Below are 24,408 nucleotides of genomic sequence, written 5' to 3' on the forward strand. Positions count from 1 at the left end.
GGGGTAAAGATGGGCTGGATTGGGTTAAGCGATTGTCATTCTGCTGTTTTTCGTCGTGGCGGGCTTCAAGAGAGCGCAACGCCGACGATCGGCGCGCCTGTCGATCAGATGCTGGCGAACGGGTCTTTCTGGATCGAGTTCAATGCCCATGTCGATCAGACGCGGCACAATATTTTGAAGTATGGCGCACGAGACCCCGATGTCAGCGGTCTGACCATCAGTCTTGAACCCGATGCCACCATCACCGTCATGATCGGCAAGGGCGAGCGCTACGAGTCTTTCTGCCTGCCGACGGATCTTGATGGCCGCGAGAACAGCGTTCTGTTGGGCATTTCGTGGTGCCTTGGAACCCGAACGATCAATCTCGCAATGTTTTCACCCGATACGGGACATTTCCATCACGCAGAGCTGCGCGGGATCGTGCCGTTGACCACGCGCGATTGGCGCCGCGTGATCGAGTCGCATCATCATACCCAAGTCGATCCTTCGGTGAATTTCTGGGCTGTTTCGGACGTGGTCGAGCCGTTCGGTATCTCGGCAACCTTCGGCGCGAATTGCTGGGTTGAAACTCCGCGTGGACGGACCGCCGTTGCCGATTTGCGCCCCGGCCAATTCATCAAAACCATCGACGGGGATCTTGCGCAAATACGCTGGATCGGAAGTCAGGTTCTGCCGGCACGTGGCCGTTTTACCCCGCATCTCATTCGCGCTCCCTATTTTGGGGCGGAACATGACATCGTGATGTCCGCAGAGCAAGGACTTTGCTTGCAAGGCTCTGAAATCGAATATGTTTTCGGTCTGGAAAAAGTGGGTGTCCGCGTGTCGCAAATGCAAAACACGCGTTCGATCCTACCTGTCAAAGGCGTGCCTACAGTCGAATACCACCAACTTTTGCTTGATCGCCCCGCCATCTTTTCCGTCAGCGGGGTGAATGTAAGCGGACTTGATACTTGGATACACACGAGCGATCCGACAACTCTTCGACATTCGCTGATCCGTGACCTGCCTCACGAGCTGATTCCCGCCTTTGAACCGATGGAGATGTATCAGCTCAAGCCGTTTGAATCGGCGTCGTTGAACCGCTGATCACTCTTTGTCGAAGAAGGGTGTCATCTGGGCAATGATGACGGAATTCTCGTCCAAGGCTCTTTGCATAAGCTCTTGTTCTTCTTCGTCAATGTCATGCCCTTCGGCAAGTCGCTCTTCGAGGGTGCCGTAGCCCGAGACATCGAGAGGCGCGAGGTCTGCCTGCTTGAGGATGGCCACTGTCTCGCGCACGGCCTCGGCCTCGTCGACGCCGCTCGAGTAGCACATCAAAGCCGCACCCGTTGCCCCATCAGGAAGACCGTCGCCCTCTTTACGGCCGACTTCGACGAGCAATGTGTAGACCTGCTGCTTTTTGGGGGCCTTGGTCATCTCTTGGTATCCTTTAGAGGTATATAAACTAGCCGCATTACATAGCCACATGACCGCACGGGTCAGGGCATGCATCGACCAAATGGGTTATCTTAAAAGGATACTAGGGAAAAGATGTTATGGCTTTCGATCTTCAAATCACCACTGACCTCACCATCAAGGCTCCGGGCGTGCTTGGCTGCACCCTGATCGATACGCCGAATGGTCTCGTCCGCGCCGAGCGTCTTTCGGCGGGTGATCTTGTTATGACCCGCGACCATGGCGCGCTTCCCCTGACTTCGGCCGTGCTCAATCGCCGCCCTGCGGTCGACATGGCTGCGCCGATCCTGATCAACGCCGGCGCTTTCGGCGATCATGACGACATCACCGTTGCACCCGGCCAGCGCATCCTCGTCGAGTCGGGCGCTGCCGAGTTGTTCTTTGGCGAGCTCGAGGTTCTGGTCGAAGGTAACCACCTTTTGGGTTCGGCCTATGTGCGCCAGCTTCCTTCTGCGCCGATGGTCACCTATGTGCAGCTCGTCTGCGCCCATCCCGAATTGATTGAAGCGAACGGGCTTGTCATTGAAAGCTGTGTTGCAGCCGATGTGCCGCGTGTCGCCGTTGAAGGCGAGAACCGCGATCGTGAAGAGAGCGCCCGTTTGGTGCTTCGTCATCACGAAGCCGATGTTCTCGTGCACGGGATCGAAGCCTACGCCTAAGGTGGACCTATCCGAAAGAGAGCCGAATACTACCTTCGCTTTCTGGTAGAGTGACCCTCCACTTTGTAGCCTAATTCTTGAGACGCTTACTCGCCCCATTCCGACCTTGGTCCGCCAAGGTCAACGGGTAAGTCGCTTCAGTCTTTCAACGCTGGTGGCCGGATCTCCGTCCCGGTTGCCAACATCACTTCCCCAACCCGCAGTTTCTAACTGCGGGTTTTTTTTTCTTTGTGACCCGAGCAAACAAAAAGCCCGACCGTTTCAAACGATCGGGCTTCAAAATGTCGGTGGTGCGTAAAATCAGTCGCGGAGAAGTTCGTTGATGCCCGTCTTGGAGCGGGTCTTTTCATCGACGCGCTTTACGATCACCGCGCAATAGAGGTTGATCCCGTTCTTGGAGGGCATCGATCCTGCGACCACGACGGAATAGGGCGGCACTTCGCCATACATGACTTCGCCTGTCTCGCGGTCGACGATCTTGGTCGACTTGCCGATGAAGACGCCCATACCGAGCACCGAACCCTCACGAACGATACAGCCTTCGACGACCTCGGAGCGGGCACCGATAAAGCAGTTGTCTTCGATGATCGTCGGGCCTGCCTGCATCGGCTCCAGAACGCCGCCGATGCCGACGCCACCCGAGAGGTGCACGTTTTTGCCGATCTGGGCGCAAGAGCCAACCGTTGCCCATGTATCGACCATCGTGCCTTCGTCGACATAGGCGCCGAGATTCACGAACGACGGCATGAGCACAACGCCTTTGGCGATGAATGCGGACTTGCGGACAACGGCGTTCGGAACAGCGCGGAACCCTGCGCCGCGGAATTCGTTCTCGCCCCAGCCTTTGAACTTGCTGTCGACCTTGTCCCACCAGTTATGACCCTGCGGGCCACCTTCGTGGAGTTCCATATCCTTGATGCGAAAGCCGAGAAGCACGGCCTTCTTGGCCCATTGGTTCACGTGCCAATCGCCGTTTGCCTGTTTCTCGGCCACGCGAAGCGACCCGCTGTCGAGAGCATTCAGTGTTTCTTCGATTGCTTCACGGGTTTCACCCGTGGTTGCGGGGGTAATCGTATCGCGTGCGTCCCACGCGGCTTCGATTGCGGCTTCGAGTTGGGCATTCGACATGAAAGCTCTCCGGTTTACCTTTGGTCCTGAATTTGAAAAGGCTATAGACCGAAAAACACCACTTGAGCAATGCAAGGCATAAGCAATGGCAACGAAAGACAGACGGCACCCTCTGCGGCACAGCAACGAAGACAGCGCAGCGGTCGAGCATCTTCCCGATACGCCCCAAACACGTTCGCCCACGTATCGACTTGCCTTCAACGACACGGACTTCATGTGCCGTGATGACCTCCGGCCTGTGCGGCTCCAGCTCGAACTTCTCAAGCCGCAGCTCGGCATGGACGAAGAAGGGATCGAGTCCACCATTGTGTTGTTCGGTGGCGCCCGTATCCCCGAGCCCGCGAACAAGTCAAAGGCCCGCACCAAGACGCTTGCCGACTTGTCGGTCTATTACGAGGAGGCGCGCCGATTTGCCCGCCTTATGACTGAACAATCCATGGCCGATGGCGGGCGCGAGAATGTGATCGTGACGGGTGGCGGCCCCGGTGTCATGGAGGCCGGTAATCGCGGCGCACATGAGGCGGGAGGCCAATCCATTGGTCTGAACATTGTTCTTCCCCATGAACAGGCGCCGAACAAATATGTGACGCCCGAGCTTTGCTTCAACTTCCATTACTTTGCGATCCGCAAAATGCATTTCCTGATGCGTGCGCGGGCGATCTGCGTCTTTCCTGGGGGCTTCGGGACACTCGACGAGATGTTCGAGGCCCTCACACTGATCCAGACGGGGCGGATGGAACAGGTGCCGTTCCTGCTCTTCGGGCGTTCGTTCTGGGAAAGCATCATCAACTGGAAAGCTCTTGCCGAAGCGGGCACGATTTCCGAAGAAGACCTCAAGCTGTTCCGATTTGTCGAAACGGCAGAAGAAGCAATCGAAGCGATCGCGACCTGGCAAGGAAAAGGTCAGAAGCGCGGCGTAATTCCGGGGCGGTGATGCATAAGGCAATTGTAGTTATGGGCGTGTCGGGCTGCGGCAAATCTTCGGTCGGAGCCGCGATTGCGACGCAGCTTGGCGGTGTTTACGTCGACGCGGACGATCTACATGGTCCCGAAAACGTGGCGCATATGGCGGCGGGCAAGGCGCTCACCGACGAGATGCGCTGGCCTTGGCTTGATCGCTGCGTGGACGAGGTGAACAGGCTACGCAAAACGACGCCGACCGTGCTTGCCTGTTCGGCGCTCAAAAAGACCTATCGCGACCACCTGCGGCAAGGGATCGAAGGACTTGCAGTCGTCTATCTGGATGCGGACCGTGATCTTGTGCTGGAGCGCATGTCGAAGCGCGAGGGGCACTATATGCCCGTTTCGCTTCTCGATAGCCAATTCGCGACACTCGAAGTGCCGAACGTGCAAGAAAGCGTGGTCTTTGTCGGAATTGATGGGGCAGTGGAGGACATCGCCAAGAACGCCCTCCACCAGCTTTTGATCAAGGCTTCTTGATCCAAGCGCCGTCCGCTTTGCTGCTTTCCTGACAGGCGGAGATGAACCACATCCCGTCAAGGCCCGAGGTGATATCGGGAAGCAGAGCGCCGTCACCCGAACCGCGGATAAGGTCAGCAGCATCATTATAGATGTTGGCAAAGCCTTCGAGATAGCCTTCGGGGTGACCCGGAGGAATGCGGGTCCAGTTGCCTGCACCGCCACCAAGTCCCGCGCCGCCGCGTGTGATGAGCTGTTTCGGCTCACCAAACTTGGCAAAGGTCATGACGTTGGGGTTCTCTTGGTTCCACTCGATCCCGCCCTTGTCGCCATAGATGCGGAGGGAGAGGCCGTTCTCTTTGCCCACGGCAACCTGAGAGGCCCAGAGCATTCCGCGCGCGCCGCCTTCGAAACGCAGCATGATATGCGCGTTATCATCGACGCGGCGACCGTCCACCATCGAGTGAAGTTCGGCAAGAAGCGCCTCGGTCTTGAGCCCCGTCACAAAGGACAAAAGGTTGAAGGCATGGGTGCCGATGTCACCGATTGCGCCGCCTCCCGCCTTGGCGGGATCGGTGCGCCATTCGGCCTGTTTGTTCGAAGGGTCAGCCGCCTCGGTGAGCCAGTCTTGTGCATATTCGGCCTGAACGATGCGGATCTTGCCCAAATCGCCACGGGCAACCATCTCGCGGGCCTGACGGATCAGCGGATAGCCGGTGTAGTTGTGGGTCAGGATGAACCGCGCCTTGGACTTTGCCACGGCATCCTTGATCGCCGCCGCATCCTCGGCCGTTGCGGCCAAGGGCTTGTCGCAGATCACATTGATGCCTGCGTTGAGAAAGGCAATCGCGGGGCCTGCGTGCATGTGGTTCGGGGTGACGATGGCAACGGCTTCGATCCCGTCGGGTCGTGCGGCCTCGGCTTTGGCCATCTCCTCATACGAGGCATAGGACCGATCCGCAGCAATCCCGAGCTCTACCGCACTTGCCGCCGCGCGTTCGGGGTTCGAAGAAAGCGCACCTGCGACAAGCTCGAATTTGCCGTCGATGCGCGCTGCAATGCGGTGGACGGCGCCGATGAATGCACCTTGTCCGCCGCCTACCATTCCAAGTCTGACTTTGCTCATAGTCCCAACATTCCTTTGATCTGTGCTTCATCCCGCTCTGCGCCCGCGAAGTCGTCAAAGGCTTTGCCTGTGACTTCGATCAGATGCTTGGAGATAAAGGGTGCGCCTTCTGCTGCACCTTGCTCGGGTGATTTGATGCAGCATTCCCACTCAAGCACGGCCCAGCTGTCATATCCATATTGGGTTAGCTTCGAGAAAATGCCGCCGAAATCCACCTGACCGTCGCCAAGGCTGCGGAAGCGGCCCGCACGGTTGGTCCAGTTCTGATAGCCCGAATAGACGCCCTGGCGGCCTGTCGGATTGAATTCGGCATCCTTCACATGGAAGGCATTGATGCGGTCGTGATAGATGTCGATGAACGCCAGATAGTCGAGCTGCTGGAGCACGAAGTGCGAAGGGTCATAATTGATCATTGCGGCTTCGTGACCGCCGCAGGCATCGACGAACATCTCGAAGGTTGCGCCGTCGAACACGTCTTCACCGGGGTGAATTTCGAATCCGATGTCCTGACCGTTGTCCTTGTAGTGGTTCAGGATCGGGGTCCAGCGGCGACCAAGCTCGGCAAAGGCCTCTTCGATGAGACCCGCGGGGCGCTGCGGCCACGGATAAAGGAACGGGAAGGCGAGGGAGCCTGTAAAGGACACTGTGTGCTTGAGGCCCAATTTGCGCGATGCAACGGCGGCCTTTTTCATCTGGTCGATGGCCCATTCGGTGCGGGCCTTGGGGTTGCCGTGCACTTCTTTGGGCGCAAAAGCGTCAAAGGCGCTGTCATAGGCGGGATTCACCGCGACAAGCTGACCCTGAAGGTGTGTCGAAAGCTCGGTGATCTCTACGCCTGCATCGGCGCAAATGCCTTTGATTTCATCACAATAGGTATCGCTGCTTGCTGCTTTGTCGAGATCGAAGAGATGACCGACAAAGGTCGGGATCTGGACACCTTTGTAGCCAAGCCCTGCGGCCCATTTGGTGATGCCTTCCAACGTATTGAATGGGGCTTTATCCCCTGCGAATTGCGCCAAAAAGAGCGCTGGGCCCTTAATTTGCGTAGCCATAAGTCTCTCCTAGATTTTGAAGTTATTCCCCGAAGTCGGCCAACGTCGGGACATCGAGATGCTGCAAGGGTTTCTTATCGGGCTCCCTGATCGCGCGGATCGCGGCATGCGCCAGCCGTTGCCCGACGGCATCCACATTCTCCGGAAGGACGATAATCTTGTCTCGGAACAGCTTGAGTACCGGAACCGATTCTTTTCCGACAAGATCGATTTCCTTACCGACGGTCCGTCCATCTGCTTCTACGGCAGCGGCGGCAGCCAATGTGCCGTTGGTGGAACCACATACGATACCATCGATGTCAGGTCGCTTGCGGAATAGGTCCACCAGATAGTTCTGCATGCGAACCATAGGCTCGTCGCTCGTGATCTCTTGGATCACAAAAAAGTCTATACCTGCTTCGCGCGCGCGGTTGGCCCCACCAAGCACCATCTCGCGGGCATAGTTATGCTCGAGCGGAGGCGCCAGCATGGCAATCGATTTACGGCCATTCTGGACAAGTTTTTGGATCGCAAGATCGCCATAGGCCGTGTTGTCGAAATCGACATAGGGATGCTCTGCGCACCATTGGCTCCGACCGTGTGTCGCAAAGGGAAAGTTATGTTCCATCAGGTATTTTACCCGCGGATCATTCGGGCGAACCTGATTCATGATCAAAGCGTCCGCCGACTTTGTCTCGACGATGTAACGAATCGGCTTGAGGATATCTTCGTCGGGAAAGAAGGGCGTCACGATGAGATGGTAGGGGGTGTTCCGAAGCTCTGCCGCAAGAGACGAGATCAATCTTGCCGTGTGGTTCATCATGTCGTGGTCGGTCGACAAAACAAGGCTGATGACGTTGGTTCGCCCCGTCCGGAGCCTCACTCCAGCGCGATTCGGCACATAGCCGATTGCATCTGCAATAGAGCGGATAAATTGCTTGGTATCGAATCCGATGTCGGGCGCATCGTTCAATGCGCGGGATACAGTAGGGACGGCCAATCCGCTGAGTCGCGAGATTGTTTTGAGCGTCGGCTTGTCTCCTGATGCTGCAAGAGCGAGTTCTTCGGGATCAATTTCGCGCCGTATTGCCAAGTCCACTTCTCCCCTTTGTCTTCTGGCATTTTTTAGCTTGCCGCTGTGTCGGTGCCTATTTTTTAAACACAGGATTTTCAATCCTTTCTGCGCTGCGGCGAACGATAGTTCTGGATTATCCTCACTTTCTTTTCAAATATTTCTTGCACCATCTTTCTATAACGTTATAGAAATTTCTACAACGATTTAGCTTAGGGAGGTAAAAATCGTGAAACTGACAACCAAACTGCTCGCTGCGTCCGCAATTGTTAGCGCAACCACCGTCGGTGCAACCGAACTCGAAGTAACCCATTGGTGGACTTCGGGTGGTGAAGCCGCTGCTGTTGCCGAACTCGCAAAGGCGTTCGACGCTTCGGGCGACAAGTGGATCGACGGCGCAATCGCCGGTTCGGGCGGCACCGCTCGTCCGATCATGATCAGCCGTATCACCGGCGGTGACCCGATGGGTGCGACCCAGTTCAACCACGGCCAGCAGGCCCTTGAACTCGTCGAAGCCGGTCTGATGCTCGACCTCACCGATGTCGCAGAAGCCAACAACTGGAAAGACGTGATTTTCCCGTCGTCGCTGCTCGACGCCTGCACCATCGACGGCCGCATCTACTGTGCGCCCGTAAACATCCACTCGCCCGAGTGGCTCTGGCTCTCGAACAAGGTCTACGAAGATCTCGGTCTTCCCGTTCCGACCAACTGGAACGAATTCGTAGCTTCGGCTGACGCTGTTCGCGCAGCTGGTAAAGTTCCGCTCGCACTCGGCAACCAGCCCTGGCAGTCGAACCTCGCATTCGGTGCAATGCAGGTTGCAGTTGCCGGTCTCGACAACTGGAAAGCCGTCAACATGGACAAGAACATGGACGTAGCAGCCGGTGCTGAATACGCCGCCGTGTTCAAGGCTGCTGCCGACGCTCGCGCGCTCGCAGTCGGCTCGAACGTTCAGGACTGGAACCAGGCAACCAACCTCGTCATCACCGATCAGGCCGGCGGCCAGATCATGGGTGACTGGGCACAGGGTGAATTCCAGGTTGCTGGCGAAGTTGCAGGCACCGACTACACCTGTCTTCCGGGTCTCGGTCTGAATGCTTACCTCTCCACCGGCGGTGACGCATTCTACTTCCCGAAGCTTGACGATGCAGACAAGGAAGCCGCTCAGAAGCGTCTTGCCGCCCTGCTCGTAGCGCCGGAAACCCAGGTTGCCTTCAACCTCAAGAAGGGTTCGCTCCCGATCCGTGGCGACGTTGACCTTTCGGCTGCAAACGACTGCATGAAGAAGGGCCTCGAGCTCCTCGCTGCAGGTAACGTGATGCCGTCGGGCGACATGCTCTGGACCCCGGACACCCAGAAGCAGGTAGAAGACCTCATGGTTGAATTCTGGATGACCGATCTGGCTCCGGAAGTCGCTCACGAGCGTTGGGTCGACATCATCAGCAACAACTAAGTCTAGGGACTGAAATTGGGCCATCCTTTCCATAAGGGTGGCCCTTTTTGTCAAAAATGTTCCGAATGACGAGGGGCACGGGATGTCTACAAAACCTATGGGCGCACGTATGCTGCGCAACTTAAACGCCAAGATCGCAGCACTGCCGATGATTGCCACGGCAATTGTTGTGTTCCTCGGCGGGACGATCTGGTCGGTGGTCTATTCTTTCACCGGATCAAAACTTCTTCCGAAATTCAAATTTGTCGGACTTCAGCAATACGAGCGTCTCTGGGGCAACAGCCGCTGGGTGATCTCGATCGAGAACCTCTTCTGGTATGGTTTCTTTGCGCTGGTCTTCACGATTTCGATCGGCTTTCTGCTTGCTGTTCTCTTGGATCAAAAGATCCGCTTCGAGAGCGCTTTCCGCACCATTCTGCTTTATCCTTTCGCACTTTCTTTCATCGTGACGGGTCTTGTTTGGCAGTGGCTTCTGAACCCCGAGCTCGGCATCCAAGGCATCGTGCGCGGCATGGGTTGGGAGAGCTTTACCTTCGACCCCCTTTACACGCCTGAACTTGTTCTGGTCGGGCTTCTCATGGCCGGTCTTTGGCAGAGCACGGGCTTTGTGATGTGCATCATGTTGGCGGGTCTGCGCGGCATCGACGAAGACATCTGGAAAGCATCGCGCGTCGACGGCATCGCCAAATGGAAGACCTATCTCTTCGTCGTCATTCCGATGATGCGCCCCGTGTTCATCACTACACTCGTGATCGTGGCTTCGGGCATCATCAAACTCTACGATCTCGTGGTTGCTATGACCTCGGGTGGTCCGGGTAACGCAAGCCAAGTGCCCGCCATGTATGTCTATGACTACATGTTCCAGGCTCAGAACCTCGGTCAGGGCCTCGCGGCGTCGACCATGATGCTCCTGAGCGTTCTCATTGTCCTAATTCCTTGGGCCTATCTCGAATTCGGAGGCAAGAAACATGGCTGACGCGACCACAAACCTTTTGGACGGCCCGAGCGGTCCCAAGCCGCGCCGCAAGTTTTCGCGCCGCAACATCATGCTCTACGGCATTCTTGCCATGGTCTGCATCTATTATGTGGTGCCGCTTTGGGTGATGGTTATGACCTCGCTCAAGGGGATGCCTGAAATCCGCATGGGCAATATCTTTGCTCCGCCCGTTGAGGTGACCTTCCAGCCTTGGGTAAAAGCATGGGCAGAGGCCTGCACGGGACTCAACTGTGACGGTCTGAGCCGTGGCTTCTGGAACTCGGTCCAGATCATGGTGCCTTCGGTCATCATCTCGATCGCAATCGCATCGGTAAACGGCTACGCGCTTGTGAACTGGAAGTTCAAAGGCTCGGAAGTCTTCTTTACCATCCTGATCTTCGGGAGCTTTATCCCCTATCAGATCATGCTTTACCCGATCGTTATCCTGCTTCGCGAAATGGGGATTTACGGCACACTCTGGGGGCTTGTCCTTGTGCACTCGATCTTCGGGATGCCGATCCTGACGCTCCTGTTCCGCAACTACTTCACCTCGGTTCCCGAGGAGCTGTTCAAAGCGGCGCGTGTCGACGGCGCGGGGTTCTGGGGCATTTACTTCCGTATCATGCTTCCGATGTCTCTGCCGATCTTCGTTGTGGCGATCATCCTTCAGGTGACGGGTATCTGGAACGACTTCCTCTTTGGTGTCGTCTTTACCAAGCCCGATCTCTATCCGATGACCGTGCAGCTCAATAACATCGTGAACTCCGTACAGGGTGTGAAGGAATACAACGTCAACATGGCTGCAACCATGCTGACCGGTCTTGTCCCCCTCTTCGTCTACTTTGTCTCCGGCAAACTCTTCGTGCGCGGCATTGCCGCCGGCGCAGTGAAAGGCTGATCTGAAATGAACACTGAAAACTACTCCGTCCAGATCAAGGACCTCGATCTCAACTTTGGCGCCGTAAAGGTTCTCAAGGGTCTCAACCTCGATATCGAACAGGGCGAGTTCGTCGTTCTGCTCGGCTCTTCGGGGTGCGGTAAATCCACGCTTCTGAACTGTATCGCAGGTCTTCTCGAAGTCTCTGCGGGCCAGATCCACATTCAGGGCAAAAACGTCACTTGGGCAGAACCCAGTGATCGGGGCATCGGCATGGTGTTCCAGTCCTATGCGCTCTATCCGCAGATGACCGTAGAAGGGAACCTGTCGTTCGGTCTCAAGAACGCCAAAATCCCCGCCGACGAGATCAAGCGGCGCGTTGCCCGTGCAGCCGAGATCCTTCAGATCGAACCCCTGTTGAAGCGTAAACCTGCTGCTCTTTCGGGTGGTCAGCGTCAGCGTGTGGCCATCGGTCGTGCGCTTGTGCGTGACGTGGACGTGTTCCTCTTCGACGAACCGCTCTCGAACCTTGATGCCAAGTTGCGCACCGACCTGCGCGTCGAGATCAAGCGTCTGCACCAGCAGCTCAAGAACACGATGATCTATGTGACGCACGACCAGATCGAAGCCATGACGCTTGCTGACCGCATCGCGATCATGAAAGGCGGTCTGATCATGCAGCTTGGCTCGCCCGACGAGATCTACAACCGTCCGCAGTGCATCTATGTGGCCGACTTTATCGGCTCGCCCTCGATGAACTTCTTCGACGGTCAGTTCGAGAACGGCGTGTTCACGAATGCCGATCTTACGGTTCCGATGACCGGCTATGACTATGTGTCGGCCAACACTGCCGCTTGCACTGCTGTTCTGGGTATTCGCCCCGAGCATATCGTCACGGGCGAGCTTGTGAACTCTGCGCCGATCCAGCTCGATAGCGTGGTCGAAATCGTCGAACCCATGGGCGCCGATACGCTTGTCTATGCCAAGGTCGGTTCGAGCTCGGTCCGCATCCGTATGGACGGCCAGGCCCGCGTAAGCCCGGGTGATGAGCTCAAGATCGGTGTCGATGCCTCGCGCGCGTCGCTCTTTGATAAAACATCTGAACAACGTCTATAAGACAATCCAGAAAGGACTCGGCTATGCCGAACATTTCGTTCCAACTGTTCTCGACCCGCGAATTTCCGGTCGATGAAACACTCGGTCTCTTGCAAAAGACGGGTATCAAGGAAGTAGAGGGCTTCGGCCCCTACTATGATGATCCTGCCGCGACCAAAGCCAAGCTTGACGCCCACGGGCTTTCGATGCCGACAGGTCATTTCAGCCTCGATATGGTTGAAAAAGAGCCTGCGCGCACGATCGAGGTTGCCAAAACCATCGGCGTCGAAGCCGTGATCGTCCCCTATATCATGCCCGACGACCGTCCGAAAAATGCTGCCGAATGGAAAGCCTTTGGCGAGCGTCTGGCAAAAATCAGCGAACCGATCCGCGCAGCAGGGCTCCAGTTCGGCTATCACAACCACGACTTCGAATTCTTTGCTCTCGAAGACGGTTCGCTTCCCATTGATCACATCGTGAACGCCTCCGAGCATATCAAGATCGAGCTCGACCTGTGCTGGGTATTCGTGGCCAAGCATGATCCCGTCGCATGGATCAACAAGCTTGCCGATCGTTTGATCTCGGTGCACGTCAAGGACCGCGCACCCGAAGGCGAAGCCACCGACGAAAGCGGCTGGGCCGATGTTGGTCATGGTGTCATCGAATGGCCGCCCATCGTTGCCGCTCTCAAGGACGCAGGCGTTCCGCGTTACGTCATCGAGCACGACAATCCGAACAACCAAGAGCGTTTGATCACACGGTCTTACGCCACTGTCTCCAAATTCTAAGGACTTAGACCCATGGCCAAACTTGGCGTAGGTATCATCGGGTGTGGCAATATTTCGACCACATACCTCAAATATGCTCCCGCGTTCAAAGCGCTGGATCTCAAAGCTGTTGCGGACATCAATATGGAGTCCGCCAACGCCCGTGCCGCCGAATTCGGCGTCAAGGCAATGACTGTGGACGAACTTCTCGCGTCCGACGACATTCAGGTTGTCGTCAACCTGACGATCCCTGCCGCGCACTTCCCGATCACCAAGCGCATTCTTGAATCGGGCAAGCACGCCTATTCGGAAAAGCCGCTGGTTCTGACCCTCGAAGAGGGTGAAGAGCTCCGCCGTATCGCCAATGAAAAGGGTCTTCGCGTCGGTTCCGCGCCTGACACCTTCCTCGGCGGTGCGCATCAGGCAGCACGCGAAGCGATCGACAACGGCAAAACCGGCAAGATCGTCGGCGGCACCTGTCACTTTATGGGTCACGGCATGGAAGCATGGCACCCGAACCCCGACTTCTTCTTCAAGCCCGGTGGTGGCCCGATCCTTGATATGGGTCCGTACTATATCACCAACCTTGTTCAGCTGATCGGGCCTGTAAAGTCGGTCACGGCCATGACTTCGGCCGCGTTCTCGACACGGACGATTGCCAATGGTCCGCGTGACGGCGAAGAGATCACGGTCGAAACTCCGACCAATATCCACGCGCTTCTCGAGTTCCATAACGGTGCCGTTGTGACGGTGGGTGTATCCTGGGATGTGTGGGCGCACCGTCACCCGAACATGGACCTCTATGGCGAGCTGGCTTCGCTCTATGTGCCTGACCCGAACTTCTTTGGCGGCGATGTGACCCTCACGGATTCCAAGGGTGAGAAGCATATCCTCGACCACAAAGGTCATCCGTGGTCGGTCCACAATCAGGAAAACCATCTTGGCGAGCCGATCTCGAACTATCGCTGTGCAGGTCTTGCCGACATGGTTACCGCGATCGAGGAAAACCGTCAGCACCGCTGCAACATCGATCTCGCCGTGCATGTGACCGAAGTGATGACCTCGGTTCTCAAGGCAGGTGCAGAACGCACTTGGGTGGAAATGACCACGACTTGCGAGCGTCCCGATTACATCGGACCGGACGAAGCCAAGGCGATGATGAACTAAGTTTTCCGATATCGGAAAAGCGAAAGGGCCGCTCGAAGGAGCGGCCCTTTGTCTTAGTGACCAAGGCCGGCTTCGGCCTCGATCTGGCGTTTGGATTTGCGCTCCCGCTCGGTCGCAGATTTGAGCTGCCCGCAAGCCGCCATGATATCCTCGCCGCGCGGAGTGCGGATGGGAGAGGCATAGCCCGCCTTGTAGATGATGTCGGCAAAGGCCTCGATCCGCTCCCAGTCGCTGCGTTGATACGGTGCGCCGGGCCATTCGTTGAACGGAATGAGATTGATCTTGGCCGGAACGCCCTTGATCAGCTTTACCAGACGGCGGGCGTCTTCGTCGCTGTCGTTGACGTCCTTGAGCATGACATATTCAAAGGTGATCCGCTCCGAGTTCGAAGCCTTGGGATATTCTTTGAGCGCCTGCATAAGTGTCGCGATGTTCCATTTCTTGTTCACGGGAACAAGCTTGTCGCGGATTTCGTCGGTGGTCGCATGGAACGACACGGCAAGCTGACAACCGATCTCTTCGGCGGTGCGGGCAATCTCGGGCACAACGCCCGACGTCGAAAGAGTTATGCGGCGACGCGAGAGAGAAATACCCTCGGGGTCCATCGCGATCTTCATCGCGTTGCGCACGTTCTCGAAGTTATAGAGCGGCTCGCCCATGCCCATCAGAACGATGTTCGAGAGAAGTCGCTGTTCGTTCTTGGGTGCGCCTTGCTCGGGCCATTCGCCAAGATCGTCGCGGGCCAGCATGACCTGACCGATGATCTCGCCTGCGGTGAGGTTGCGCACAAGCTTTTGTGTGCCCGTATGGCAGAACGAACAGGTCAGCGTGCAGCCCACCTGAGACGATACGCAGAGCGTGCCGCGATCTTCCTCGGGGATATAGACGATCTCGACCTCGTGACCGCCCGCGATCCGAACAAGGTATTTGCGCGTGCCGTCCGCGCTGACCTGACGTGTCACCATCTCGGGAAGCTCGATCACAAAGCTTTCGGCCAGAAGCGCGCGGTAATCTTTGGCAAGGTTGGTCATGGACGCGAAATCGCGCACGCCCCAATGGTAAATCCATTGCCAGATCTGGTTGACGCGCATCTTGGCCTGTTTCTCGGGCGTGCCGATGGCGACCAGCGCATCGCGCATCTCGTCACGGGTCATGCCGACCAGATTGGGCAGACCCTCCGCCAGTTTACGCGGAATGGTCAGAACGTCTTGTGTAATCGGTGCAGTGGCGGTCATGGCAGCAGATCCCTTTGATCAAGGCGGCCTCATATAACATTGACGGGCAGAATCAAAAAGATTCCGCCCGAAAACGAGGTCTAATTTCAAAACTTCACCGTGAACGGTGGAAAACGCTTAGTTACAGCGCTTTTCAGCTTCTTCGACGGTGGCGGTAAAGCCGAGCAGAGAGAAGGTGTCTTTGGTCACGGTGCCGCGTCCCGAACGCGCGGTTGCAACAGCATCAGAGCCACGCTTCATCGCCGCGATGATCTTTGCGTCGTCTTCCGCGCTTGCAGGCCAAGCCCATTCGCCCTCGGTAAAGAGCTCGAACGTTGTGCCACCGATATCAAGCGACACGGTCGAGCCGTTCGCAAAGGGATAACCGCCTGTAAAGGCGACTTGGCCTTTTACGTTCTGCTCGGGGCGATAGAAGACAAAAAGAAGAATGTCGCCACGGCGAGCCGAGACCACATTACCGTCGCGGGTGTTCACCGTTTCTTTGGGCGCGGAAACGCCCCAGCACTCTTTCGGGTTGCTTTCGACAAACACGCTCCAGTCGGTGTTGGCCGCAACGCGGTTGTTCGACTGTTGCGCGATGGCGGGGGTGGTCATGCCAACTGCGGCAGCAAAGCCGAGTGCGGTCAGGATACGTATTTTCATTACTGCAGCCTCCAAGCTGTCCTAGCCTCAGATCCCGCGCCGCGCGGCTTTTCTTGTGATGCCTGTCACGAAGCGGGTTGGATTGGTCTCGATTGTAAGAGGAATAACAATAAAAACACGCATTGGGAAAGCCCTCTGCAGTCACAATTCTGCGCGGATCTCTGCCATCGGCGGCATTTCCCCAAATACTCGACCTTTGGAATCCAAGAGCTATAACCCTTGAGAGTGTTTGGATCGTCAGAAGAAGGAGAGGGTCACTTGCTGATCGTTGTATCCCCTGCAAAGTCGCTGGATATGGAACCTGTGTCGATTGAGCCGACGGAGCCGATGTTCCAAGAGGATGCAGTGCGTCTCGCCAAAACCTCTCGCAATCTCACGCTTACCCAGCTCAAAGAGCTTATGGATATTTCGGACGATCTTGCGCGGCTCAACCGCGACAGGTTCAAAGCGTTCCAAGAGACCCCCGACGCCGATCGCGTCAAGCCCGCGGTTCTGGCATTTGACGGTGACACCTACAAGGGGCTCGAGGCCAAGACACTTTCCGAAGACGATCTTCGCTGGGCTCAGGATCACCTTCGCATTCTTTCGGGGCTTTACGGGCTTTTGCGTCCACTCGATGCGATGCAGCCCTACCGTCTTGAAATGGGAAGCAGGCTCAAGACCCGTCGCGGCAAGTCGCTCTATGACTATTGGGGGGACCAGATCGCCAAGACCCTGAATGCCGAGGCCGCAGCCATCGGCACCGAGGTCCTGATCAACTGCGCATCGCAGGAATATTTCTCGGCTGCAGACCGCAAGGCACTCAAGCTTCGGGTGATCACGCCCAATTTCTACGAGGTGAAGGACGGCAAGCCGCGCATCGTAAGCTTCTTCGCCAAACGGGCACGGGGCGCGATGGCGCGTTTTATCATTGAAAACCGTTTAACCGAACCCGAGGAGATCAAGGGTTTTTCCTCGGGCGGCTATGCTTTTGACCCAGATCTGTCAGAGGGCGACGCTTGGGCCTTTGTGCGGGACTATCCTGAAACCAAATAGGACCGGACCATGTTTCTCGAGGTCTCAAATCTCGCCAAATCCTATGTCACGGCGCAGATCAGAACGGATGTGCTTCGGGATGTCAGCTTTGGGCTCGAACAGGGCAAAAGCCTTGCGCTGACGGGTGAAAGCGGCTGCGGGAAAAGCACGCTACTGCATCTCATCGGCGGGCTGGATGTTGCGGACGCGGGCACGATTTTGCTCGATGGTCTCGATGTGACGGGGTTGAACGACAAAGCACGCGCCAAGCTCAGGCGCGAAACCGTCGGCGTTGTGTTCCAACAATTCAATCTTATTCCCTCGCTCACCGTCGGGGCCAACCTTGTATTTCAGGCTCGTTTGAACGGGAGCTATGATCCTGATTTCGCGAAATTTCTCGCTTCGCGACTGGGTATCGAAGGCCATCTGGATAAATTCCCCGACCAACTCTCGGGTGGACAACAGCAAAGGGTTGCAATTGCGCGCACACTTGCGGCAAAACCCAAACTCGTGCTTGCAGACGAGCCGACGGGAAATCTCGATGAAGGGACCGCAGGCGAAGTTCTGGCGCTTTTGCTCGGCTTGGTGCGTGATGCGGGCACGACGCTCCTTATGGTGACGCACTCCCAAAAAATCGCCGATCAACTCGATCAAAGTATCAAGCTCAGTTCCGGTCGAATTCTGTGATACGCGCGGTCTTTTCAGCTCTCTTGTCGCATTGGCTGAAAAGTCCATTGCAGGCCCTCGCCCTTTTGGGGGGTCTTGCACTTGCGACCGCGCTTTGGAGCGGCGTTCAGGCGATCAACGCCGAAGCGCGCCAAAGTTATGCCCTCGCCGCTGCGACCGTATCCGAAGGCGACTATGCCCAGATCCGCGGAGCCCTGACGCTCTCGGATTTCGTCGCTTTGCGCCGCGCGGGTGTTCTTGTCTCGCCCATTATAGAGGGGCGCTTGAACGGTGTCCGGATCATCGGTGTCGATGTTCTGACCTCGCCTACGCTGACAGCCTTTCCGACCGAAAACCTTGGCGAGATCGAGGGGCCGGCGTTCTATGGAACCGCCGAGGCATTGGCTTTGGTCGACCTCGCACCCGATATCGGCAAGGTCACAGTTGAAGGAGCCGCTCCGAATACGGTTTATGCGGATATCTCGCTCGTTGCCGATCTTTTGGACCGAGGCACCGAGATCGACCGTTTGATTCTTCTCAAGGATCAGCCCGTTGGAGCAGCATCCCCTGAAAAACTTGGCTACAAGGTAACGCCCGCCCAAGCGGGCACCGATCTGGCCAAATTGACCGATAGCTTTCATCTCAATTTGACGGCTTTCGGACTCTTGTCCTTTGCGGTCGGGATATTCATCGTTCACAGCGCCATCGGACTTGCCTTTGAACAGCGCAAGCCGATGATACGGACGCTGCGCGCCGTCGGCGTGCCGTTGCAAACGCTGATCGGTCTTATGGTGACCGAGTTGGTGGGTCTTGCGACGGTGGCGGGCGGGATCGGTGTGTGCCTCGGCTATCTCGTCGCGGCTGCCCTTTTGCCTGATGTGGCGGCAACCCTGAGGGGACTTTACGGAGCAAGTATCGAGGGCACGCTAAGCCTTTCGCCGATCTGGTGGCTCGGTGGAGTCGTCGTGTCTATCGTCGGAGCCTTGATCGCCTCGCTCGGCGTTTTTCTCAAACTCTGGCAGATGCCTCTTTTGGCTGCGGCCCAAGCCCGCAACTGGCAGACAAACGGACCGCTGCGCCGTTTTCGCCTCGGGGCGGTGATCCTTTGTGCTTGTCTTGGCCTTGGCATTCTTCTCTTCGGCAAAGGACTTGTTGCGGGTTTTGTCCTTTTGGGCGCTCTTCTGATCGGGGCGGCGCTTTTGCTTCCCAGCGTCCTTGCTCTGGTGCTGTCTCTGGGTCAACGGACGGCCAGTGGCGTCCTGACCCAGTGGTTCTGGGCGGATACTCGGCAACAGGCTTCGGGGCTTTCGCTCGCGCTGTCAGCGCTTCTTCTGGCCATGGCGGCGAATGTGGGCGTGGCGACGATGGTGTCTTCTTTCCGCGTGACCTTTGTCCAGTTTCTCGACCAAAGGCTTGCGCCCGAGCTTTATACCTATGCCGAAACCGAAGACGAGGCCGAGAGGATCGAGCGCTTTGTAGAGCCGCTTGTCGATGTGGTCTTGCCGCTTGTTTATCAAGATACCGTTGTGAGCGGCGTTCCGACCGAAATTTACGGCGCAAAAAACCATTCGACCTATCCCGACAACTGGCGGCTTATCGAGGCGTCGCAAGACCCTTGGGGGCAGGTTGCGGGCGGTTCTGTGCTCGTGAATGAACAATTCGCAAGACGGACCGATCAATGGACAGGCGCAGAGATCGAGATCGAGGGACGAACTTTTACGGTCGCGGGGGTCTATGGCGATTACGGAAATCCGGTTGGCCAAATCGTGATGACCCAAACCGTGTTCAGTGAAGTCTATCCCGATAATCGTGCGTTGCGTTTTGGTTTGCGCGTCGATCCCGACAAAGTGCAAGACGTATCGGATGCGCTACGCGACTTTGGTTTGTCCGACGACCAGATCATCAACCAAGCCGCGATCAAGAGCCTATCCAAGGGTATCTTTGAACAAACCTTTGTGGTGACGGATGCGCTGAATATTCTGACGCTCGCAGTGGCGGGCTTCGCCATTTTGATGAGCTTGCTTACCTTGGCCACGATGCGGCTTCCACAGCTTGCACCGATTTGGGCGCTTGGGCTGACGCGGAAGAGGCTTGCACGATTTGAAATCTTACGCGCGCTTATTTTCGCGTTGATCACGAGTGCAGCTGCCATTCCGCTCGGGCTTGTGTTGGCTTGGGTGCTTCTTGCCGTCGTGAACGTCGAAGCCTTCGGTTGGAAGCTCCCACTCTATTTCTTCCCGCTCGATTACCTCAAACTGGTGATCGAAGCGCTCATCGCGGCGGTCATCGCCTCGCTTATTCCTGCGATGCGGCTCGGCAAAACGTCTCCCTCGCAAATGCTCAAGGTCTTTGCCAATGAACGCTAGGATCATTGCGTTTCTGTGCCTCTTGCTTCCGACCTTGGCTCTGGCTCAGGGTTTTGCAGGGCTTGGGACCAAGGCCGATGACTTTGCCCTCCCTGAACAAGGGTATCAATTCGAGTTCCCGAAGGATCACGGACCGCACAACGATTTTCGTATCGAGTGGTGGTATGTCACTGCGAATTTGACGGCCAAGGACGGAACCGCCTATGGTATTCAGTGGACGCTGTTTCGAAATGCACTCGAACCGGTGGCGGCAGAGGGCTGGGGGCTTGAACAGGTCTATATGGGCCATGCCGCCCTCACGACACCCAAAGCCCATTTTGCCACCGAGCGCTATGCAAGAGGTGGCACAGGACAAGCGGGGGCGCTTGCATCAGAGTTGACGGCTTGGATCGACGATTGGACTTTGACGCAGAACACGATTTCCGCGGCAGGTCCCGATTTTGCCTTTGATCTACGGGTTGATGGTCTTGGCCCGCTGGTGTTCCACGGGGATCAGGGCTACTCAGTCAAATCCGCAGAGGGCCAGGCCTCGCACTATTATTCCGCGCCTTTCATGAAAGTGGACGGCACGCTTCAGTTGCCTTCGGGCGAGGTTGAAGTCTCGGGCACGGCTTGGCTCGACCGCGAATGGTCGTCGCAGCCCTTGGCTTCGGATCAGACGGGATGGGATTGGTTTTCGCTCTCCTTTGACGGAGGGGAAAAGTTGATGGGGTTCGTTCTGCGCGGCGAGACTGACTATACCCAAGCCACATGGATCAACGCCGATGGTTCGACCGAGTCGCTCGGCATCGGCGCATTTCAGGCGACGCCTCTGGAATGGTCTGAAACTTCGGGGCCCGAGGTGCCCACCCGATGGGCCGTAATGCTCCCGCAAAAAGGGGTCGACATTGTTGTCGAGGCGCTGAACCCCGATGCGTGGCTCCCGCTTTCGATCCCCTATTGGGAGGGACCCGTATCCGTATCGGGTTCGAAATCGGGGCGCGGCTATCTTGAAATGACGGGCTACTGATATGTCGCACTGGTGAAGTTTTGTTCCACTCACTAGATTGAAGGAATGAAACAGAGCTTCCCCTTTTCCCGTGATCTCGTGCTCGTCGGCGGCGGGCATACCCATGCACTTTTCCTCAGGATGTGGGGGATGAACCCGCTCGCAGGGGTGCGCGTGACCGTCATCAATCCGGGACCGACCGCACCCTATTCGGGGATGCTCCCCGGTTTTGTCGCAGGCCACTATCAACGGGACGAGCTTGATATCGACCTGATCCGGCTTTCCCGATTTGCGGGCGCGCGTGTGATCAACGCCAAGGCAACATCGCTTGATGCCGAAACCAAGACGGTCAGCGTCGAAGGCTATCCCGATATCCGTTTCGATGTTGCTTCGGTGGATATCGGTATTACCTCGGAAATGCCGCTTCTTGATGGCTTTGCAGAGTATGGTGTGCCCGCAAAGCCGCTCGGTGTTTTCGCGAGTCGCTGGGATGCCTATCGCAACGGCGAAGGACCTGCTTCGGTCGCGGTGATCGGCGGCGGCGTTGCGGGCGCAGAGTTGGCGATGGCGATGGCGCACGCCCTTCGGTCGAAAGGGCGTGAGGCCCGGATTTCTCTGATCGATCAGCGGGAAGTGCTTGGCGGTTTCAATACAGCAGCAAGAGGCAAGCTCCTCAAGGCACTTCGTTCCAACGGGGTTTCGATCGTCGAGAACGCCCAAGTCGCCAGTGTGGGCGCCGAGGGTGTGACGCTCACCGATAGCCGTATGATCAAAGCGGACTTCGTAACGGGAGCCGCGGGTGCGCGTCCGCATGATTGGATTGCGCAAAGCGGTCTCGAGCTTGTCCAAGGGTTCATCGCGATCAGTCCCACCCTACAATCCAGCCATCCCGATATCTTTGCCGCGGGCGACTGTGCGCATATGGGGTTCGCACCAAGACCCAAGGCGGGGGTTTATGCGGTGCGTCAAGCGCCTGTTCTTCTCGCCAATGTGCGTGCCGCACTTGGGGCTGGAAAGTTCATCGAATATGAGCCGCAAAAAGACTATCTCAAGCTGATTTCACTGGGGAAAAAGTCTGCACTTGCCGAGAAACTCGGGACCGCGTTTTCGGGTTCGCTCCTGTGGCGCTGGAAGAACCATATCGACGTTACTTTTATGAACAAATTCCGCGATCTGCCAACGATGGCAGGTCCCGAACTTCCCAAAGAGCACGCCTCTGGACTGCGCGAGGCGCTCGGCTCCAAACCGATGTGCGGCGGTTGCGGCGCCAAGGTCGGCCGTGGTGCCTTGCGAAACGCCCTCAAGGGACTGCCTGCCCCTGCGCGAGCGGATATCGAAACGCTGCCCGGTGATGATGCGGCCGTCATGGTGACGGGCGGCCAGCGACAGGTCTTTACCACCGACCATCTCAGGGCGTTCAACGCCGATCCTTTTGTCATGACCAAGATCGCGGCCATTCATGCGCTGGGCGATGTTTGGGCGATGGGTGCCGAGCCGCAAGCTGCAACGCTTTCGGTCGTCTTGCCGCGCATGTCCGCCGAGCTTCAGGAACGAACCATGGCCGAGATTCTGAGCGCGGCGCATGATGTCATTGGCTCTGCTGGTGCAGCCATCGTCGGCGGTCACAGCTCGCTCGGTGATGAATTCACGGTGGGTTTTGCCGTGACAGGCCTTTGTGACAAAGCTCCGATCCTTCTTTCAGGCGCGAAGGAAGGCGATGCGCTGATCCTCACCAAGCCGATCGGGTCGGGGGTCCTCATGGCGGCGGAAATGCAGGGTAAGGCGCGGGGACAGGACGTTGTGGATGCCCTGCGTCTGATGCAACAGCCTCAAGGCGTGGCAAGCCGCGTTCTTGCACCCTTTGCCCACGCAATGACGGATGTCACGGGCTTCGGGCTTGCCGGACATCTCGGAGGCATTTGCGAAGCGTCCAGCGTGGCCGCCGAGATCGATCTTGGGGATGTCCCGTTCATGGAAGGAGCGATCGAGCTTGCCGATGGCGGAATGCGGTCGACCTTGTTCGATGACAACCGCAGCGGTGCGGGACCTGTGTTTGGCGCAGGTGGACCGAAGGGAGAGCTTTTGTTCGACCCGCAAACGGCGGGCGGGCTTTTGGCCTCGGTGCGGGCGGATGTCGCCGACGAACTGGTCCGAAAGCTCTGGCTCTGCGGCTATCCCGCGAAGCGCATCGGGCGGATCGTCGCTGGCGAGCCGAGCGTCAGAGTTCTCTGAGGACCTCGGTCGCGCGTGCTGCTGCGTGCTTCAGGCTTTCCTCGTCGAGTGCACCCGCGTCGATGCGGGCTGCGAAAACGGGTTCATGCGCGGCCCGCGACTTGGAATAGGTCGGGTCATAGTGGTCGACGATAAGCGACCGCGCCAAGGCGACAAAATCCGACTGGTCGATCAGCGCGTTCCAAGTGTCCACCTGCTCGTTGCCTCTGATCCGCCGCAAGGGCGCAAGACAGCTCTTGAGCGTGTCGCGCTCGGCGGTCAGATCGCCGTAGGCGCGTGTCAGATATCGGCCGCGCGCTTCGACATCGGCGGTGACTTCGATCCGCGGTGCTTTGCACATCGCTTCCCAAAGGCTCGGAGGAAGAACGATGCGCCCGATTTTGCTGCTTTCGGCCTCGACAACGATGGGCCGCGCGGGATCACATTTGGAAAGCTCGAGGCATAGAAGGCTCTCGAACCACTTTTGACTTGGTTGTCCGCCCTGCATGCTGCCGAGTAACGAGCCGCGATGGTTGGCAAGCCCTTCGAGGTCGATCACCTGCCCCCCGAGGTCCTTGATATGACGCAGAAGGTCTGTCTTGCCCGTCCCCGTGTTCCCGTCGATCAGCACAAAGCGATAGGGCAGGGGCTGTTCGTACAGCGCCCCGAAAACCAAGCGGCGATAGGTCTGATACCCGCCCTTGATCGTGTCTGCGCGCCAGCCGACCTGTTGCAGGATGATCGTCACGGACCCCGAACGCTGACCGCCCCGCCAGCAATAGACCAAAGGCCGCCAGCTTCCGTCTTTGTCTGCAAGCGGTCCGTCGAGGTGCGTTGCAACATTGCGCGCGAGGATCGCTGCGCCGATCTTGCGGGCATCGAACGGGCTTACCTGTTTATAGATCGTCCCGACTTCGGCACGTTCTTCGTTCGACATTGCAGGCAAACTGATCGCGCCGGGGATATGATCCTCGGCGAATTCGGCGGGCGAACGCACGTCGATCACGGTGTCGAAGCCGTGGTCATAGAGAGATTGCAAAGTTTCAAACGCGATAGGCATG

23 protein-coding genes are annotated in these 24,408 nt (G+C 57.4%); 15 read left to right on the forward strand and 8 right to left on the reverse strand.

Features of this window, described 5'->3' with window-relative positions; all coding sequences use genetic code 11:
- Positions 1 to 9 precede the first annotated feature (9 nt).
- On the forward strand, positions 10 to 1,086 hold the full coding sequence (locus QQG91_RS00145; protein ID WP_285770960.1) for a Hint domain-containing protein: 1,077 nt from the start codon (positions 10 to 12) through the stop codon (positions 1,084 to 1,086).
- Here QQG91_RS00145 and QQG91_RS00150 read toward each other — a convergent pair whose 3' ends face one another.
- Complete coding sequence (locus tag QQG91_RS00150; RefSeq protein ID WP_285770961.1) at positions 1,087 to 1,416, reverse strand: DUF8846 family protein; 330 nt, start codon at positions 1,414 to 1,416, stop codon at positions 1,087 to 1,089. It lies immediately after the preceding gene.
- Positions 1,417 to 1,535: 119 nt separating this feature from the next.
- On the opposite strand from QQG91_RS00150, the gene QQG91_RS00155 reads away from it, so the two are divergent.
- A complete protein-coding gene (locus QQG91_RS00155) occupies positions 1,536 to 2,114 on the forward strand; it encodes a Hint domain-containing protein (RefSeq protein WP_285770962.1) in 579 nt (192 codons plus the stop codon).
- Positions 2,115 to 2,414: 300 nt separating this feature from the next.
- Here the strand turns inward: QQG91_RS00155 and dapD are convergent, their stop codons facing one another.
- Positions 2,415 to 3,242, reverse strand: coding sequence for a 2,3,4,5-tetrahydropyridine-2,6-dicarboxylate N-succinyltransferase (gene dapD, locus QQG91_RS00160; protein WP_285770963.1), 828 nt, complete (start codon positions 3,240 to 3,242; stop codon positions 2,415 to 2,417).
- Between the two features lie 85 nt (positions 3,243 to 3,327).
- Here dapD and QQG91_RS00165 point away from each other — a divergent pair, with 85 nt between their 5' ends.
- On the forward strand, positions 3,328 to 4,176 hold the full coding sequence (locus QQG91_RS00165) for an LOG family protein (RefSeq protein ID WP_285770964.1): 849 nt from the start codon (positions 3,328 to 3,330) through the stop codon (positions 4,174 to 4,176).
- Positions 4,176 to 4,682: a gluconokinase gene (locus QQG91_RS00170; protein WP_285770965.1), complete on the forward strand. Its 507-nt coding sequence runs from the start codon at positions 4,176 to 4,178 to the stop codon at positions 4,680 to 4,682. Before QQG91_RS00165 ends, QQG91_RS00170 begins: the two co-directional genes overlap by 1 nt.
- On the opposite strand, the gene QQG91_RS00175 is transcribed toward QQG91_RS00170, so the two are convergent.
- The 3 genes from QQG91_RS00175 to QQG91_RS00185 are packed head-to-tail and all read right to left on the reverse strand — an operon-like array spanning position 4,669 to position 7,911.
- On the reverse strand, positions 4,669 to 5,787 hold the full coding sequence (locus QQG91_RS00175) for a Gfo/Idh/MocA family protein (RefSeq protein ID WP_285770966.1): 1,119 nt from the start codon (positions 5,785 to 5,787) through the stop codon (positions 4,669 to 4,671). The genes QQG91_RS00170 and QQG91_RS00175 overlap by 14 nt on opposite strands.
- The gene (locus tag QQG91_RS00180; RefSeq protein ID WP_285770967.1) at positions 5,784 to 6,839 is read right to left on the reverse strand and encodes a sugar phosphate isomerase/epimerase family protein; all 1,056 of its coding nucleotides are present in this window, start codon (positions 6,837 to 6,839) and stop codon (positions 5,784 to 5,786) included. The genes QQG91_RS00175 and QQG91_RS00180 overlap by 4 nt, the downstream gene beginning before the upstream one ends.
- A gap of 22 nt (positions 6,840 to 6,861) precedes the next feature.
- Positions 6,862 to 7,911 (reverse strand): LacI family transcriptional regulator, encoded by a 1,050-nt coding sequence (locus QQG91_RS00185; protein WP_285770968.1) that lies wholly within the window; start codon positions 7,909 to 7,911, stop codon positions 6,862 to 6,864.
- Between the two features lie 208 nt (positions 7,912 to 8,119).
- Between QQG91_RS00185 and QQG91_RS00190 the strand changes: the two genes are divergently transcribed.
- The 6 genes from QQG91_RS00190 to QQG91_RS00215 all read left to right on the forward strand — a co-directional run bounded on the left by QQG91_RS00190 (position 8,120) and on the right by QQG91_RS00215 (position 14,225).
- Positions 8,120 to 9,343 (forward strand): ABC transporter substrate-binding protein, encoded by a 1,224-nt coding sequence (locus tag QQG91_RS00190; RefSeq protein WP_285770969.1) that lies wholly within the window; start codon positions 8,120 to 8,122, stop codon positions 9,341 to 9,343.
- An 82-nt stretch (positions 9,344 to 9,425) separates the two neighbouring features.
- Positions 9,426 to 10,319 (forward strand): carbohydrate ABC transporter permease, encoded by an 894-nt coding sequence (locus QQG91_RS00195; protein WP_285770970.1) that lies wholly within the window; start codon positions 9,426 to 9,428, stop codon positions 10,317 to 10,319.
- Positions 10,312 to 11,217 carry a carbohydrate ABC transporter permease gene (locus QQG91_RS00200; protein WP_285770971.1) on the forward strand — a complete coding sequence of 302 codons (906 nt, stop codon included), beginning with the start codon at positions 10,312 to 10,314 and terminating at the stop codon, positions 11,215 to 11,217. Before QQG91_RS00195 ends, QQG91_RS00200 begins: the two co-directional genes overlap by 8 nt.
- 6 nt (positions 11,218 to 11,223) lie before the next feature.
- Entirely contained in the window at positions 11,224 to 12,312 is a 1,089-nt protein-coding gene (locus QQG91_RS00205; RefSeq protein ID WP_285770972.1) for an ABC transporter ATP-binding protein, read from the forward strand.
- 23 nt (positions 12,313 to 12,335) lie between these two features.
- A complete protein-coding gene (locus QQG91_RS00210) occupies positions 12,336 to 13,079 on the forward strand; it encodes a sugar phosphate isomerase/epimerase family protein (RefSeq protein WP_285770973.1) in 744 nt (247 codons plus the stop codon).
- Between the two features lie 12 nt (positions 13,080 to 13,091).
- Entirely contained in the window at positions 13,092 to 14,225 is a 1,134-nt protein-coding gene (locus QQG91_RS00215) for a Gfo/Idh/MocA family protein (RefSeq protein WP_285770974.1), read from the forward strand.
- 53 nt (positions 14,226 to 14,278) lie between these two features.
- Here QQG91_RS00215 and rlmN read toward each other — a convergent pair whose 3' ends face one another.
- Together rlmN and QQG91_RS00225 are read right to left on the reverse strand one after the other, a co-directional pair.
- The gene (gene rlmN, locus QQG91_RS00220) at positions 14,279 to 15,460 is read right to left on the reverse strand and encodes a dual-specificity RNA methyltransferase RlmN (RefSeq protein WP_285770975.1); all 1,182 of its coding nucleotides are present in this window, start codon (positions 15,458 to 15,460) and stop codon (positions 14,279 to 14,281) included.
- A gap of 117 nt (positions 15,461 to 15,577) precedes the next feature.
- Positions 15,578 to 16,102, reverse strand: a complete 525-nt coding sequence (locus QQG91_RS00225) for an invasion associated locus B family protein (protein ID WP_285770976.1) — start codon at positions 16,100 to 16,102, stop codon at positions 15,578 to 15,580.
- A gap of 258 nt (positions 16,103 to 16,360) precedes the next feature.
- On the opposite strand from QQG91_RS00225, the gene yaaA reads away from it, so the two are divergent.
- Genes yaaA through selD form a run of 5 tightly spaced genes read left to right on the forward strand, consistent with a single transcriptional unit; the run spans position 16,361 to position 23,368 of the window.
- A complete protein-coding gene (gene yaaA / locus QQG91_RS00230) occupies positions 16,361 to 17,137 on the forward strand; it encodes a peroxide stress protein YaaA (RefSeq protein WP_285770977.1) in 777 nt (258 codons plus the stop codon).
- Between the two features lie 9 nt (positions 17,138 to 17,146).
- Positions 17,147 to 17,803: an ABC transporter ATP-binding protein gene (locus QQG91_RS00235; RefSeq protein ID WP_285770978.1), complete on the forward strand. Its 657-nt coding sequence runs from the start codon at positions 17,147 to 17,149 to the stop codon at positions 17,801 to 17,803.
- Positions 17,804 to 17,850: 47 nt separating this feature from the next.
- A complete protein-coding gene (locus tag QQG91_RS00240) occupies positions 17,851 to 20,148 on the forward strand; it encodes an ABC transporter permease (protein WP_285770979.1) in 2,298 nt (765 codons plus the stop codon).
- Positions 20,138 to 21,157 (forward strand): lipocalin-like domain-containing protein, encoded by a 1,020-nt coding sequence (locus tag QQG91_RS00245; protein ID WP_285770980.1) that lies wholly within the window; start codon positions 20,138 to 20,140, stop codon positions 21,155 to 21,157. The genes QQG91_RS00240 and QQG91_RS00245 overlap by 11 nt, the downstream gene beginning before the upstream one ends.
- A gap of 45 nt (positions 21,158 to 21,202) precedes the next feature.
- Positions 21,203 to 23,368 carry a selenide, water dikinase SelD gene (gene selD, locus QQG91_RS00250; RefSeq protein WP_285770981.1) on the forward strand — a complete coding sequence of 722 codons (2,166 nt, stop codon included), beginning with the start codon at positions 21,203 to 21,205 and terminating at the stop codon, positions 23,366 to 23,368.
- On the opposite strand, the gene mnmH is transcribed toward selD, so the two are convergent.
- Positions 23,355 to 24,407 carry a tRNA 2-selenouridine(34) synthase MnmH gene (gene mnmH, locus QQG91_RS00255; RefSeq protein WP_285770982.1) on the reverse strand — a complete coding sequence of 351 codons (1,053 nt, stop codon included), beginning with the start codon at positions 24,405 to 24,407 and terminating at the stop codon, positions 23,355 to 23,357. The genes selD and mnmH overlap by 14 nt on opposite strands.
- Between the last annotated feature and the right edge of the window lies 1 nt (position 24,408).

This window comes from Marivivens sp. LCG002, from assembly GCF_030264275.1.
Lineage (GTDB): Bacteria > Pseudomonadota > Alphaproteobacteria > Rhodobacterales > Rhodobacteraceae > Marivivens.

Excerpts from the sequence above, each read along its gene's own strand:
- QQG91_RS00145 (WP_285770960.1), top strand. The coding sequence starts at position 10 with ATGGGCTGGATTGGGTTAAGCGATTGTCATTCTGCTGTTTTTCGTCGT.
- QQG91_RS00150 (WP_285770961.1), bottom strand. The coding sequence starts at position 1,416 with ATGACCAAGGCCCCCAAAAAGCAGCAGGTCTACACATTGCTCGTCGAA.
- QQG91_RS00155 (WP_285770962.1), top strand. The coding sequence starts at position 1,536 with ATGGCTTTCGATCTTCAAATCACCACTGACCTCACCATCAAGGCTCCG.
- dapD (WP_285770963.1), bottom strand. The coding sequence starts at position 3,242 with ATGTCGAATGCCCAACTCGAAGCCGCAATCGAAGCCGCGTGGGACGCA.
- QQG91_RS00165 (WP_285770964.1), top strand. The coding sequence starts at position 3,328 with ATGGCAACGAAAGACAGACGGCACCCTCTGCGGCACAGCAACGAAGAC.
- QQG91_RS00170 (WP_285770965.1), top strand. The coding sequence starts at position 4,176 with ATGCATAAGGCAATTGTAGTTATGGGCGTGTCGGGCTGCGGCAAATCT.
- QQG91_RS00175 (WP_285770966.1), bottom strand. The coding sequence starts at position 5,787 with ATGAGCAAAGTCAGACTTGGAATGGTAGGCGGCGGACAAGGTGCATTC.
- QQG91_RS00180 (WP_285770967.1), bottom strand. The coding sequence starts at position 6,839 with ATGGCTACGCAAATTAAGGGCCCAGCGCTCTTTTTGGCGCAATTCGCA.
- QQG91_RS00195 (WP_285770970.1), top strand. The coding sequence starts at position 9,426 with ATGTCTACAAAACCTATGGGCGCACGTATGCTGCGCAACTTAAACGCC.
- QQG91_RS00200 (WP_285770971.1), top strand. The coding sequence starts at position 10,312 with ATGGCTGACGCGACCACAAACCTTTTGGACGGCCCGAGCGGTCCCAAG.
- QQG91_RS00205 (WP_285770972.1), top strand. The coding sequence starts at position 11,224 with ATGAACACTGAAAACTACTCCGTCCAGATCAAGGACCTCGATCTCAAC.
- QQG91_RS00210 (WP_285770973.1), top strand. The coding sequence starts at position 12,336 with ATGCCGAACATTTCGTTCCAACTGTTCTCGACCCGCGAATTTCCGGTC.
- QQG91_RS00215 (WP_285770974.1), top strand. The coding sequence starts at position 13,092 with ATGGCCAAACTTGGCGTAGGTATCATCGGGTGTGGCAATATTTCGACC.
- rlmN (WP_285770975.1), bottom strand. The coding sequence starts at position 15,460 with ATGACCGCCACTGCACCGATTACACAAGACGTTCTGACCATTCCGCGT.
- QQG91_RS00225 (WP_285770976.1), bottom strand. The coding sequence starts at position 16,102 with ATGAAAATACGTATCCTGACCGCACTCGGCTTTGCTGCCGCAGTTGGC.
- QQG91_RS00235 (WP_285770978.1), top strand. The coding sequence starts at position 17,147 with ATGTTTCTCGAGGTCTCAAATCTCGCCAAATCCTATGTCACGGCGCAG.
- QQG91_RS00245 (WP_285770980.1), top strand. The coding sequence starts at position 20,138 with ATGAACGCTAGGATCATTGCGTTTCTGTGCCTCTTGCTTCCGACCTTG.
- selD (WP_285770981.1), top strand. The coding sequence starts at position 21,203 with ATGAAACAGAGCTTCCCCTTTTCCCGTGATCTCGTGCTCGTCGGCGGC.
- mnmH (WP_285770982.1), bottom strand. The coding sequence starts at position 24,407 with ATGCCTATCGCGTTTGAAACTTTGCAATCTCTCTATGACCACGGCTTC.